This window comes from Gemmatirosa kalamazoonensis, assembly GCF_000522985.1.
Classification (GTDB): Bacteria; Gemmatimonadota; Gemmatimonadetes; order Gemmatimonadales; family Gemmatimonadaceae; genus Gemmatirosa; species Gemmatirosa kalamazoonensis.
Window position 1 is genome coordinate 1,475,261 of sequence record NZ_CP007128.1, and the last position, 12,548, is coordinate 1,487,808.

General features: G+C 73.2%; 14 protein-coding genes. 7 read left to right on the forward strand and 7 right to left on the reverse strand.

What is annotated here, in order from left to right; genetic code table 11:
• Nucleotides 1-242 precede the first annotated feature (242 nt).
• Together J421_RS06470 and J421_RS06475 are read left to right on the forward strand one after the other, a co-directional pair.
• Complete coding sequence (locus tag J421_RS06470; RefSeq protein ID WP_104022330.1) at nucleotides 243-881, forward strand: RNA polymerase sigma factor; 639 nt, start codon at nucleotides 243-245, stop codon at nucleotides 879-881.
• Nucleotides 878-1,660, forward strand: a complete 783-nt coding sequence (locus J421_RS06475) for a hypothetical protein (RefSeq protein WP_148306185.1) — start codon at nucleotides 878-880, stop codon at nucleotides 1,658-1,660. The genes J421_RS06470 and J421_RS06475 overlap by 4 nt, the downstream gene beginning before the upstream one ends.
• A 33-nt stretch (nucleotides 1,661-1,693) precedes the next feature.
• Here the strand turns inward: J421_RS06475 and ispG are convergent, their stop codons facing one another.
• Entirely contained in the window at nucleotides 1,694-2,932 is a 1,239-nt protein-coding gene (gene ispG / locus J421_RS06480; protein ID WP_025410361.1) for a flavodoxin-dependent (E)-4-hydroxy-3-methylbut-2-enyl-diphosphate synthase, read from the reverse strand.
• A 63-nt stretch (nucleotides 2,933-2,995) separates the two neighbouring features.
• Here ispG and J421_RS06485 point away from each other — a divergent pair, with 63 nt between their 5' ends.
• From J421_RS06485 to J421_RS06505, 5 genes are all read left to right on the forward strand, one after another.
• Complete coding sequence (locus J421_RS06485; RefSeq protein WP_025410362.1) at nucleotides 2,996-3,436, forward strand: hypothetical protein; 441 nt, start codon at nucleotides 2,996-2,998, stop codon at nucleotides 3,434-3,436.
• A gap of 68 nt (nucleotides 3,437-3,504) precedes the next feature.
• Nucleotides 3,505-4,083 (forward strand): outer membrane beta-barrel protein, encoded by a 579-nt coding sequence (locus tag J421_RS06490; protein WP_025410363.1) that lies wholly within the window; start codon nucleotides 3,505-3,507, stop codon nucleotides 4,081-4,083.
• Nucleotides 4,084-4,246: 163 nt separating this feature from the next.
• The gene (locus tag J421_RS06495) at nucleotides 4,247-4,462 is read left to right on the forward strand and encodes a cold shock domain-containing protein (RefSeq protein WP_025410364.1); all 216 of its coding nucleotides are present in this window, start codon (nucleotides 4,247-4,249) and stop codon (nucleotides 4,460-4,462) included.
• 112 nt (nucleotides 4,463-4,574) lie between these two features.
• Nucleotides 4,575-5,852: an ATP-grasp domain-containing protein gene (locus J421_RS06500; protein WP_148306186.1), complete on the forward strand. Its 1,278-nt coding sequence runs from the start codon at nucleotides 4,575-4,577 to the stop codon at nucleotides 5,850-5,852.
• Between the two features lie 85 nt (nucleotides 5,853-5,937).
• Nucleotides 5,938-6,678, forward strand: coding sequence for a PIG-L deacetylase family protein (locus J421_RS06505; RefSeq protein ID WP_025410366.1), 741 nt, complete (start codon nucleotides 5,938-5,940; stop codon nucleotides 6,676-6,678).
• 9 nt (nucleotides 6,679-6,687) lie between these two features.
• On the opposite strand, the gene J421_RS06510 is transcribed toward J421_RS06505, so the two are convergent.
• The 6 genes from J421_RS06510 to J421_RS06535 form a co-directional block, all read right to left on the reverse strand.
• Nucleotides 6,688-7,551, reverse strand: coding sequence for a protease complex subunit PrcB family protein (locus J421_RS06510; RefSeq protein WP_025410367.1), 864 nt, complete (start codon nucleotides 7,549-7,551; stop codon nucleotides 6,688-6,690).
• A 124-nt stretch (nucleotides 7,552-7,675) separates the two neighbouring features.
• Nucleotides 7,676-8,896, reverse strand: a complete 1,221-nt coding sequence (locus J421_RS06515) for a glycogen-binding domain-containing protein (RefSeq protein WP_148306187.1) — start codon at nucleotides 8,894-8,896, stop codon at nucleotides 7,676-7,678.
• Nucleotides 8,897-8,905: 9 nt separating this feature from the next.
• Nucleotides 8,906-9,568: a hypothetical protein gene (locus J421_RS06520; RefSeq protein WP_025410369.1), complete on the reverse strand. Its 663-nt coding sequence runs from the start codon at nucleotides 9,566-9,568 to the stop codon at nucleotides 8,906-8,908.
• Nucleotides 9,565-10,185: an isoamylase early set domain-containing protein gene (locus J421_RS06525; RefSeq protein WP_025410370.1), complete on the reverse strand. Its 621-nt coding sequence runs from the start codon at nucleotides 10,183-10,185 to the stop codon at nucleotides 9,565-9,567. The genes J421_RS06520 and J421_RS06525 overlap by 4 nt, the downstream gene beginning before the upstream one ends.
• The gene (locus tag J421_RS06530) at nucleotides 10,182-10,784 is read right to left on the reverse strand and encodes an RNA polymerase sigma factor (RefSeq protein ID WP_025410371.1); all 603 of its coding nucleotides are present in this window, start codon (nucleotides 10,782-10,784) and stop codon (nucleotides 10,182-10,184) included. The genes J421_RS06525 and J421_RS06530 overlap by 4 nt, the downstream gene beginning before the upstream one ends.
• A gap of 216 nt (nucleotides 10,785-11,000) precedes the next feature.
• Nucleotides 11,001-12,443 (reverse strand): amidohydrolase family protein, encoded by a 1,443-nt coding sequence (locus tag J421_RS06535; protein WP_025410372.1) that lies wholly within the window; start codon nucleotides 12,441-12,443, stop codon nucleotides 11,001-11,003.
• Nucleotides 12,444-12,548 lie beyond the last annotated feature (105 nt).

Consider the following 12,548-nt stretch of genomic DNA (forward strand, 5'->3'; position numbering starts at 1 on the left):
AGGGCCGCAGAGAACGGCAACTGCTTTCTCAACCACAGAGGACGCGGAGGACACAGAGGAGAACCCTTCAAGAGAAGTTGGTTTTCTCTGTGTCCTCCTGTCCTCTGTGGTTCGATGCCAAAGGCCTCCGCGGCCCTCGGCGGCCCTCTGCGGTTCACTCACATGGCCAGGACCCGTGTCGAGCGACGAGTAAACGCCGGAGCCGCTCGCGGCATCTACATGGTGGGCGCCCGCACCGACTCATGTCCCGACCGTCCGCCACTACCGCCGTCGTGTCGATCCAGCCCGCCGCTGCGCTCCATGCGGCGGCGGGCGCGTCCGAGAGCGCGCTGGTGGCCCGGGCCTCCGGCGGCGACGGCGACGCGTTCGCGACGCTCGTCGCGCGGCTGCTGCCGCTGGTGTATCGCTGGGCGCTCGTCCTCGCCGACGACGTGGACGACGCGGACGACATCACCCAGGACGCGTTCGTGCAGATGCATCTCCGGCTCGCGCAGTTCCGCGGCGAGGCACCGCTCGAGGCGTGGCTGTACGGCATCGTGCGACGCGCGGCGGGGCAGCGGCGGCGCAGGGCGCGGCGGCGCGCCCGCCTGGCCGCGCTGCCGCGCGCGCTGCCGGAGCGCGACGTCTACGTCACCGACCCCGGTGCGCGCGTCGACCGGCAGCAGCTCCTGATGAAGGTGCGCGCGTTCTTCGCCGCGCTGCCCGCTCGTCAGCGCGAGATCGTCGACCTCGTCGACCTCCAGGGCTACGACCCGATCGAGGTCGCGCTCATGACGGGGATCAAGCCGGCGACGGTGCGCGCCAACCTGTTCAAGGCGCGCGCGGCGGTGCGTGCGCATCTCATCGCCCGGCACCCGGGCGTCGCGGAGGTGGAACGATGATGGCCATGACGTGCGACCAGTGCCGCGAGATCATCGCGGTCGCCGACCTCACCGACTGGGGCGACATGGACGCCGTGGCGGCGCACTGCCGCACGTGCGAGACGTGCGCCGGCGTCGTGACCGAGGTGCGCGACTCGGCGCGCCGCGTGGCCGATCTGCTCGACGGGATCGGGCCCGGCATGCCCGCGGCGCTCGTCGCGCGCCGCGCGGCCGCGCAGGCGGCGCTCGAGCGGCAGCAGCGTCGGCGCCGGCGCGCGTTCCTCTATCCGACCGCGGCCGCGATGGTGGCCGCGGCGGGGTTCGCGGTCTTCGTGAGCCGGAGCGGAATGCGGCACTACCCCGAGCTGCATCTCCCGCTCCGCTGCCTCGGTCCCGAGCAGGCGACCACGCTCGTCATGCCGATCGTGGGCCGGGAGGGGACCGTCGCCGTCAAGGGGATGGGCCCGCACATGCTGACGATCAGCGGCCCGCGCGAGATGCTGCAGCGCGCGGAGCACGCGGTGGCGCAGTACGACAACGAGGGCTCGCTGCTGCCGGGGGAGAGCTGCCTGCTGCCGGCCGGCCCGCCCAACGTGGGCATGGCCGCGACCATGCCGCCCGACGTGGAGACGCAGCAGGCGTTCGACGAGATGATCAGGGAGCAGGCGCGGCTCGAGGCCGAGCAGGCGCGGCGCACCGCCGAGGAGATGCGGCGCGCCGCCGAGGAGCAGCGCCACGCCGCCGAGGAGGCGCGCCGCGCGATGCGGGAGGACGCGCGCGCCGCGGCCCGAAAGCCGTAGGAGAGGCTCCTCGGAGGGAGTCCTGAGACGGCGTTAGGCGCCCGCCGGCTCCAACGCCGGGTACGTGCGCGCGACGTAGTCCTCGAGGATGACGAGGAACTCCTCGACGATGCGGTCGCCCTTGAGCGTCGTCATGAGCTTCCCGTCCACGTAGACGGGCGCCTTCGGCTCCTCGAACGTGCCGGGGAGCGAGATGCCGAGGTTCGCGTGCTTGCTCTCGCCGGGGCCGTTCACGACGCAGCCCATCACCGCGACCGTCATCTCCTCGACGCCCGGGTGCCGCGAGCGCCACACCGGCATCTGCTCGCGGATGTAGCCGGTGATGTCCTCCGCCATGCGCTGGAAGAACGTCGACGTCGTGCGGCCGCAGCCGGGGCACGACGTCACCTGCGGCGCGAACGAGCGCATGCCCAACGACTGCAGGATCTGCTGCGCGACGAGCACCTCCTCCGTGCGGTCGCCGCCCGGGCGCGGCGTGAGCGACACGCGGATCGTGTCGCCGATCCCCTCGGCGAGCAGGATCGCGAGGCCGGCGGTGCTCGCCACGACGCCCTTCGTGCCGAGCCCCGCTTCCGTTAGGCCGAGGTGCAGCGGGTAGTCGCAGCGCGCGGCGAGGCGGCGGTAGACGGTCACGAGATCCGCCACCTGCGACACCTTGGCCGAGATGAGGATGCGGTCATGGCCGAGCCCCGTCTCCTCGGCCAGCGCGGCGGAGCGGAGCGCGCTCTCCAGCATCGCGTCGACGTAGACGTCCTTGAAATCGCGCGGGCTCTCGCTCGCCGCGTTCGCGTCCATCATCGACGTCAGCAGATCCTGGTCGAGCGAGCCCCAGTTCACGCCGATGCGGACCGGCTTGTCGTGCTCGATCGCGACGCGCACGATCGTCGTGAAGTTCGCGTCGCGATGCCGCGAGCCGACGTTGCCGGGGTTGATGCGGTACTTGTCGAGCGTCCGCGCGCAGTCGGGGTACTTCGTGAGCAGCAGGTGCCCGTTGTAGTGGAAGTCGCCGACGAGCGGGACGTCGAGCCCCATGTCGTCGAGGCGCGCACGGATCTCGGGGACGGCCGCCGCCGCGTCGTCGTTGTTCACCGTGATGCGCACGAGCTGCGACCCCGCCCGGGACAGCGCCGCCACCTGCTCGGCGGTGCTCGCCGGGTCGGCGGTGTCGGTGTTCGTCATGGACTGCACGACCACCGGGTGCGACGACCCGACGGGGACGTCGCGGACGCGGGCGGTGACGGTGGGGCGGCGGGAACCGAACGGAGAAGGCATCTTCAATGCTGAGGGTGCTGCCGAAAGCTAATGGTGCCGTGACCCTGCTCCGAGTGAAACCCCATGACCGAGCCCGAGATCACCGAACCCATCGCCCGGCCGGACGTCCGCCCGGAGAAGAAGCGCGGCTTCGCCCGCCGTCACTGGAAGGGGCTGCTGCTGTCGCTGATCGTGCTCGTCCCTGCCGCGGTGATGGCGGTGTGGCTCACCGCGACGCTCGCCTACAGCTACTCGTCCGGCGAGCGCACGGGCTACAACCAGAAGCTCTCGAAGAAGGGGTGGCTGTGTAAGACGTGGGAGGGCGAGCTGGCGCAGAGCAACGTGCCCGGCCAGGCGCCGCAGCTCTTCATGTACTCGGTGCGCAGCGACTCCGTGGCGCAGGCGATCGAGGCCGCGGCGGGGGAGCGGGTGACGCTGCAGTACGAGCAGCACAAGGGCGTGCCGACGAAGTGCTTCGGCGAGACCGAGTACTACGTCACGGGCGTGCGGAAGGCGGGCTCCTGAGCGGGAACGTGTCCTGCGGTGGGGTCGGCGCGTCCGACCACCCACTCTCCACTCGCAAGGAGCTCGTCGTGCACGCTCTCACTCTCCGCACGTTCCGCGTCGCCGTGGCGCTCGCCGGCGTCACGCTCGCGTCGTCCACGCTCGCCGCGCAGGCCGCGCCCGCGTCGTCGCGTCCCACGTTCGGGATCTCGGGGGGCATCGCGCTCCCCCTCGGCGACTTCGGGGACGGCTTCAACAGCGGCTACGACATCGCCGCGCACGTCGGGTTCCGCCCGTCGGGGCAGGCCTTCGGGGTGCGCGCCGAGGGCGCGTTCAACCGCTTCGGCGCGAAGGGCGGCGGCAGCGCCGACGTGCACGCGAACATCTTCGGCGTGACCGGAAACCTGATCATCGGCACACCGGCGACGCCGGGGTCGATCCGCCCGTACTTCATCGGTGGCGCGGGGATCTACAACGTGAAGGCCGAGGCCAAGGTTGCGAACAGCACGGTCTCGTCGTCCGACACGAAGTTCGGCCTCAACGTGGGCGCGGGGCTCGACCTGCCACTGAGCGGGATCGCCGCGTTCGCCGAGGCGCGCTACCACATCGTGTTCACCGACGGCGGCAACACCGCGTTCGTGCCGATCGTCGTCGGCGTCCGGTTCTAAAACGGGGCCGTTGTCCCGTCTCCACACCATCCGTATATTCCCGCGTCCTTCCGGAGGGTCGGCGGGATGATCCATCGCGGGGGATCCAGGTCCCGCGTAGCGTTTGTCGGGGTACGGCGTGTTCCGCTCCCCTGCACAAAGCGACAACCACGAGGAGTAGGACATGCGTACGACCGGCAAAGTGAAGTGGTTCAACGACGCGAAGGGCTTCGGCTTCATCACGCCCGACAACGGCACGAAGGACTGCTTCGTCCACTACAGCGCCATCCAGGGCCAGGGCTTCAAGAGCCTCGCCGAGGGTGACTCGGTGGAGTTCGACATCGTGCAGGGCCAGAAGGGTCCGGCGGCGGAGAACGTGACGCGCGCTGGCGCCCGCTAAACGGGTTCCGGCACGAACGGAGCGGGGCGGCCGAGCGATCGGTCGCCCCGCTCTGCCTTTCTGGGATGATTACATCGGCCAGGCTGGTCCACGACCTGCCATGACGAGCCGCATGCGATTCGTCCTCGTCACGAAGTGGTTCACGGGCCTCGGCTTCGCGCTGCGGCTGCGGGAGGAAGGGCACGACGTCGTCGTCGCCGTCGTCGGCATCGACGACCAGCGCAAGCTCGCGAGCTACGATCTCGTCGGCCGCGGGATGATCGATCGGCGACCGCTCGCCGACGTGATGGCCGACCGCGCGGCGCTGCGCGACGCGTGCTGGATCTGGGACGAGAACCATTCCGTCGAGGAGAACGAGACGCTGCGGCGCGAGGGGTTCCGCGTGTTCGGCGGCGGCACGTACGCGAACACGATGGAGCACGACCGCGCCGAGTGTCTGCGGTTCGTCGGCGCGCACGGGCTCGAGGCCCCGCCGTCGCATCGGTTCGACTCGCCCGGCGACGCGCGCGCGTTCGTGGAAGCGCACCCGCACACCGCGTACGTGTTCAAGCCCGACGAGGGGGAGAACTTCGAGACGTGGCTGCCCGAGTCGGAGAAGGCGGCCGACGCGAACCTCGAGCTGCGCGCGCATCTCGCGTCGCTGCGCGCGACCACGCCGTTCATCCTGCAGGAGCGCAAGGACGGCGTGGAGACGAACGTCGAGGTGTGGTTCGTCGACGGGGAGCCGAGGTTCGCGTTCATGTGCCTGGAGAGCAAGCGGAAGCTCACCGGCGACCTCGGGGATCTCGTGGGCTGCGCGTTCGACTTCACGTTCCGCATCCCGGTGGACAGCCGCGCGGTGCGCGAGACGGTGGGGCGCATGTTCGACACGTACCGCGAGATGCGCTACACCGGCTTCGGCGACGCGAACTTCATCGCCGCGCGCGACGGCGTGTGGTTCTTCGAGAAGTGCGAGCGGTTCGGCTACAACGCGCACCCGAACCTGCTCTGGAACCTGAACCTCGATCCGTTAGGCACCACCCTCGCGTCGCTCGTCGACGGCACGTTCGCGCCGCGCTTCTCGCCGGGGTTCGGCGCGTCGGTGTCGCTGTACATGGACCATCCGCGCCCCGGCAAGGCGATCGGCATCCCGCCCGGCGGGGAGTCGCAGCTGTATCTCTACGACGTCTACCGCGAGAACGACCTGCTGCTCACCGCCGGCTACGCGGACAACGTGGCGATCGCGATGGGCTTCGGCTACACGATCCCGACCGCGTGGGAGGCGTGCCTCGCGAACGCGCGCCGCGTGACGTTCCCGGGCCGCGCGTTCCGCATCGACGGCGCGGGCACCGACTTCCCCACGTCGCCGATCCGGCGCTACGAGGCGCTCGTCGCGATGGGGTACGTGTGACCCTGTCGGGGCCGCGGCAACGCGGTAACATCAGCGCCACGGCATCACACTGAGGCCTCGCTGCGACAAGCCAACACGATCCGACGTGTCTGACGGCCTCCTCCTGATCCTCGCGCACCCCGACGACGAGTCGTTCATGATCGCCGGCACGGCGCGGCTGCTCGCCGACCGCGGCGTGCGCGTGGCGCTCGTGTGCGCGACGCGCGGGGAGCTCGGCTCGGTGGGCGATCCGCCGCTCGCCACGCGCGACGCGCTGCCGGCGCTCCGCGAGCGCGAGCTGCGCGCGGCGTGCGCGATACTCGGCGTCGCCCACGTGGAGCTGCTCGACTACCACGACCAGAAGCTCGCCGCGGCGCCCATCGACACGATCCGCCTCGCGCTCGTGCGCGCGATCCGTCGCGAGCGGCCGCGCGTCGTCGTCACGTTCGATCCGCACGGCGTCACCGGACACACCGACCACGTCGCGATCTCGGGCTTCACGCTCGACGCGGTGACCGCCGCCGCCGACGACCGGTGGTTCCCCGACGCGGGCCCCGCGCACCGGGTGGCGCGCGTCGTGTGGCCGGCCCCCGTGGTGCCGTGGGAGGAGTGGCGTCCCGAGGTGATCGGGACGCTCCCCGGCGTCGACTTCATGGTCGACGTGTCGCGCGCGCGTGAGGCGAAGGCCGCCGCGCTCCGCGCCCACCGCACCCAGCACCTCAGCGTCGATCGGCACTGGTTCGCCCACGCCGAGTCCGACGCGATCCTCTCGACGGAGACGTTCCGGCTGGCGTGGGGCCAGGCGCCGACCGTCAGGCCGGCGCCGGATCTGCTCGACGGGCTCTGACCGCCGCGCCTAACGCACCACCAGGATCGCCGTGTAATCCGACTCGACGGGCTCGGGCCGATCGGCGCCGATCACCTTGAACGGCGACAGCCCGACGAGGCGGAACTCCGCGCCGCCGACCGTCGTGCCCACGAGGCCGATCTTCGCGCTCGTGTGCAGCGTCACGTCGCTCGTCTGCGCGCCACTCTCGAACCGCAGCGCGACCGCGGCGTCGCCCTCCCAGATGCACAGCGCGTTGATGGGGCACCGGCTGTCGTTCAGCACGTGCTGCAGCGTCACGCGCACGCCGTGCGTGTCCACCGTCTTGCCGAACGCGACGCGCACCGTGTCGTAGCGTGCGGCCGGGTTGCACGCCGTCACGGCCGTCCGCTCGACGAACCGCACCGGCTTGTTGTCGCGCCGCGGCAGCTGCACGACGTCGAACGGCCGCGTGAGCACGCCGAGCGTGACGCAGTCCGACGCCGGCGAGGTCTCGACGACCTGCACGTCGAGATGGTCGGCCCACTCCGTGACGCTCTCGATCTTGATGCCGTAGCCGCTCGACGGGCGCACCGGCGTCGCGACGGCGATCACCATGTCGCGCGTGAAGTCCACCGCGGGCGGCGCGCCTCCCGCGTTCGGGTCGGGCGCGAGCGACGCCCAGAACTTGGACCACGTCGCCGCGTCGGCGATCACCTGCCGCTGCCGCGCCGTGTCGCCCGGCTGCCGGCCGGCGCCCTGGCCGGTCGACACGTCGAAGTGGCCGACGATGAGCGCCTGCCCCCCCGCCTGCGGCGTCGGCTCCGTGGACACCGCGTCGTCGCCGCACGCGGCGAGCGCGGTGAGCGATGCGAGCGCGAGCGCGGCCGCCACGCCGCGCGCGTATGACGTCATCCGTGCCATCTGTTCCTCTCTCGGTCGATCGGTCGAGCTCTCGTGGACTGCGGCGCGCCTCCGTGCGCGCTCGAGGGGCATTACCGAGCGTGCCCCGCGTCGGTCACGCCTCGCGCGTCGTGCGTCACGGCACGACGAGCAAGCCGCTCCGCTCGCCGAAGTCGTCCTCCACGCTCGGAAGGTTCGCCGGCGGACGCCACGCGCCGCCATCCAATCGAATCGTTAGGCGCACGGTGCTGGGCTCCGCGCTCAGCGCGATCTCCCACAGATCGCCGACGCGCGCGAGATCGGCGGCGCGCCAGCCGGTGAAGTCGCCGCGCACCTCCACGCGCGATGCGCCGGGCGCACGCACGCGCAGCACGCGCCGCGCGCCGCGCACGACCACCTCGGCCGCCGGCGTCGCACCGCCGAGGCTCGACCCGCGCGGCGCGCGCGCCGGGGCGCCGCCGAGTCGCCAGCGGAGCCCCACCGCGGCCACGCGGCGCGCCGGAAAGCCCCGCAGCGGATCCGCCGCGAGATCGCCGGCCGACGCGGTGAGCGCGGCGCGCGGCAGCACCCACCACGCTCCGGTCACGTACACGGAGTGGAGCGTCTCGCTGTCCTGGCGCGGCGCGCGGCGCAGCACGGCGGTGCCGCCGAGCTCCACCACCGGCGCGCGCCACTCCGCGGCCGCGGTCGCGTCGAGCGCGACGAACGGGTGCGACGGCTCGCGCGGCAGCGTCGTGACGACGACCCCCTGGTCGTCGACCAGCACGACCGTCGTGTCGAGCCGGGTGCGGAGCGCCGCGAGCGTGATCGATGCCCGCAGCCGGTCGTGCCGAAGCCACCCGCCCGTCTCCACGCTCCCCACTGGCGCGACGTCGCCGCGACGCCGGCCGAGCACCCCGCCACTCGCGCCGAGCCACAGGCCGCCCGCGCCGAGGGCCAGGTGCCGTCGCGCGAGCGCGACCCCGCTCGCCCCTGCCGGCTCGCCGTTGAACTGGAGCGCCGACGCCGTCGCGCCGAGCTCCCACGCCCCGCGCGTCGCGACCGACGACAGCCACGACGCCGCGAGGTCCCCCTGCGCCGACCACCGATCGCTCCCGCCGAGCGTCGCCCCGGCCGCGGCGCGCAGCGCGGTGCGCGCGCCGTCCAGCCGCAGCTCGCCGGCCAGCGTGGGCGCCGTCACCGTGGGCTCCGCCGGCTGCCGCAGCGTCGCCGCGCCGACGTCGACCGTGCCCTGGCCATGGAACGCCGACTGGCCCCACCCCGCGCGCGCTCCGAGCGGAGCGGCGAGGAGGCAGAGCCATCGAGCGGCGTGGAGGCGATTGGAGGGGCGTGTCGGTCGTCGTCTTCGGCGGTGCACGCCCTCAACTTAGGGCTTGGACGTGGGGACTGCGGTACGGCCGATCGGCGCCGGGGCCGGCGGCGGGAGCGCGGCGATCACGGCGCGGAAGCGGAGGTCGAGCGCGGTCGACGGCGGGACGCCGGCGGCGAGATCGTCCTGCACCTCGCGCTGCATCGACAGCAGCTGCGCGTGGCTCGCGCCGCGCTGGACGAGCGTCGCCACCGCCTGCGCGGCGCGCGCCGCCGGGACCCCGCGCACCGTGAGCTGCGCGAGCACGCCGAGCGCCACGGTGATCGAGCGGCTCGGCGCGGCGAGGCGCACGACGCGGATCGCGTCGGCGGTGACGCCGGCGGCGAGCGCCCCCGCTGCGGCGTCCAGCTCGGCCGGCGAGGCGGTGGGAGCGAGCGCGTCGCGCGCGACGAGCAGCCGCCCCACCATCGCCCGCACGGCGGCCTCGATGCGCTCGCCGGGCGCGCCCTTCTGCACCCCCTCCAGCGCCTTCGTCACGAGCGGCTCGCGCGGCAGCCCGCGCCCCTCGGCCTCCACGATGATGGCCCCGACGGCGGCGCGCGCGTCGGCGTCGGGGATCGCGGACAGCCGTGCGTCCTGCGCGCGGAGCGGGGCGACCCAGCCGCCCAGCGCGAGAGCCGACGCGACGACGGCCGCGGCGAGCGTGCGGCGCACCGTCACGGCTGCCCCACGACGATGACCGAGTGGTCGCGTCCGTAGTCGGGGTCGCGCACGACGAGCGCGCTCGGGTCGGTCACCCACACGCTGTCGTCGACGACGAACGCGTACGCGTGGCGTCCGGGCGCGAGCGTGACCGTCGTCGTCCACGTGCCGTCGGCGGCGCGGCGCATCGGCACCGCGGCCGGGCTCCACTCGTCGAAATCGCCGACGAGCGAGACTCGGCGCGCGCCCGGACGACGCAGCGCGAACGCCACCGCCACCGGCGTGTCGTCGCTCCGCCCCGCCGTCGCGAGCCGCAGGTTCCCCGTCGCGGCTGCCGGCGTCGTGGGAGGCAGCGCCGCCGTATCCGTCGTCGCGGTGCTCGCCGTCGCCGTCGTCGTGCCGGACGCGGCCTCGCGCCGCCCGAACCACACGCCGCCGCCGGCCAGTCCCACGGCGAGCGCGAGCCCCGCCGCGCGGGCGAGCCACGTCCGCTGCCGGGCGCGCGTCTGGCGGCGGGCGAGCGCGGCGGAGACCACGCGGTCGACCGCCCGCGGGTCGGCGGGCGGGAGGCGGCGGAGCGCGTCGGTCACGCGCTCGAGCCCCGTGCCGTCGTCGAACGAGGAGGGCCCGGTCATGCGAGCGCTCCGAGCTGGGCGCGGAGCGCGTCGCACGCGCGCTTCACGCGCATCTTGAGCGCCGAGAGGCCGGCGCCGGTCACGGTCATCATCGCTTCGTAGTCCATCCCTTCGACGTGTCGCAGCAGGAACGCCTCGCGCTGCTCGCGGGGCAGAGTGTCGAGCGCTCGGCGGATCTCCTCGCTCCATTCCGCGTCGCCGGTGGTGTCGCGCATCGGCGTGCGCTCGATCGGCGCCTCGACGCGCAGGCGGCGCCACCACCGGCCGCGCCCGTGCGCGGTGCGGCAGCAGTTCGCGAGGATGCGGAACAGCCACGGCTCGAACGGCGCCGACGCGTCGAACCGGTCGAGCGCACCGTGCGCCCGCACGAGCGCGTCCTGCACCGCCTCCTCCGCGTCCTCCTTGCCGAGCCCCATGTTCGCCGCGAAGCGGAGCATGCGCGGGTAGTAGCGCTCGACGAGCAACCGGAACGCGATCGGGTCGCCGTCGCGCGACAGCGCGACGAGCTCGCCCGCCGGCGTCGCGCTGCCGGCGTGCAGCCGGTCGGCGCCGCGGACGACACGGAGCGAGGCGCTGCCAGGGGGCATCGCGTCGCTCACGGGACGGGGAAGGTGATCGCGTGCATGGTCGTGCAACATTACTCGCGAGGAGACGCGAGGGTCACACGGCTATGAGGGACGAGGCGAGTACTCGTGGGGATCCCAGAGCGATCGAAACGATCTACGATGGGCGCACGTCCGCCGGCTCGAGCCCATCCGAAGATCCGCAAGATCGCCGTCGGATCCCCAGGAGTACTCGCCTTCGACCTCGCGCCCTCACCGGATCGCCGCCCGGATCGCCCGTCCCGGCAGCGCCCCCGCCTGCGGCTTCCCGTCGCGCACCACCGGCACGCCGCGCACGAGCACGAACGGGATCCCCGCCGGCGCGAGCGTCGGCTCGCGGTACGTGGCGCGGTCGATCACGCGCGCGGGGTCGAACAGCGTGAGATCCGCGTCGGCGCCGACGCGCACGCGTCCCTTGTCGCGCATCGCCGGCACGCGCCGCTCGAGCCGTCGCGCGGGGGCCAGCGTCATGCGGCGCAGCGCGTCCATGAGCCCGAGGTCGCGCGTGTCGCGGACGTAGTGGCCGAGGACGCGCGCGAACGTGCCGACGACGCGCGGGTGGCCGAACGGACCATCGAGGATGCCGTCGCTCGCGAACATCGGCAGCGAGTCGCGCACGGCGGCGCGCACCCACGCCTCGGCCCTGGCCTCGTCCGGCGCGTGGTGGACGACGAACCCTTTCTGCGCGCGGTAGCGGGCGAACGACTCGCGCGTGAGCCGCTCGCCGGTCGGCGGCCACTCGAGCTGCGCGAACCACGCGTCGGGGCGCTTCTCCCAGCCGTCGAGCGCGGCGCCCTCGATCTCCTGGATGCTCGCGGTGAACGGATACATCTCGGTCGTCACGTCGACCCCGCGCGCCCGCGCCGCGGTGAGGATGCCGAGGTAGAGCGGCGTGAGCTCGTGCACGCTCGCGCTCAGGTGCACGACCTGCAGCGGTGCGCCGGTCACCAGTGCGTCGGTCACGACCTCCTGCACGTCGCGCAGGTCGTCGTCGCTCTCGACGTCGCGCAGATGCACGTGACACGACGCGTGGTACCGCGCGGCGACGCGGAACTCGTCGAGGATCTCGCGCGGCGACGCGCCCGGCGTGTACGCGATCGGGAAGCCGACGGCGACCGCGCCGCGCCGCAGCCCGCGCTCGACGCCGGCGATGATGGCCGAGTACTCGTCGGGCGTGGGGGCGCGCGTCGCGGCGTCGCCCACCGGCTCCGTGCGGCCGACGGTGTCGTGCATGACGATCATGCGCACGTGCCCCTCGCCGATCGCGACGCCGTAGTTGATCGCCGCCCGGCCGGCGCGCTCGTCGTACCACGCGTCGACGTCGCCGGTGCCGTCCTCCAGCTCGAACGCGCTCGTGACGCCGCCGGTGGCCTCGACGGCGTACGCCTCCGGCGTCTGCGCGTGCTGGTGCAGGTCGATGAACCCCGGCGCGACGACGAGCCCCGCGGCATCGATCGTGTCGCGGGCGCGCGGCGCGCCGCCCAACGCGCGTATCACCCCGCCGGCGATCGCCACGGCGCGCACCGCGTCGAGCCCGGACTCCGGATCCATCACGCGGCCGTGGAGGATCACGAGGTCGTATGTCCGCTCGCGTGCCGGGGCCGCGGTGCCGAGAGCAAGTGCGGCGAGCGACGTCAGGCGGACGGCGAGGCGCATGTGTGTCCCGGGTGCGCTCGGCGAATGGGTCGAGCGTTGGAATGGTACCGCTGGCCGGCGCGCGCGATAGCACCTTGGGCGAAGGGGGGGGAGCCCCGCTGGGAC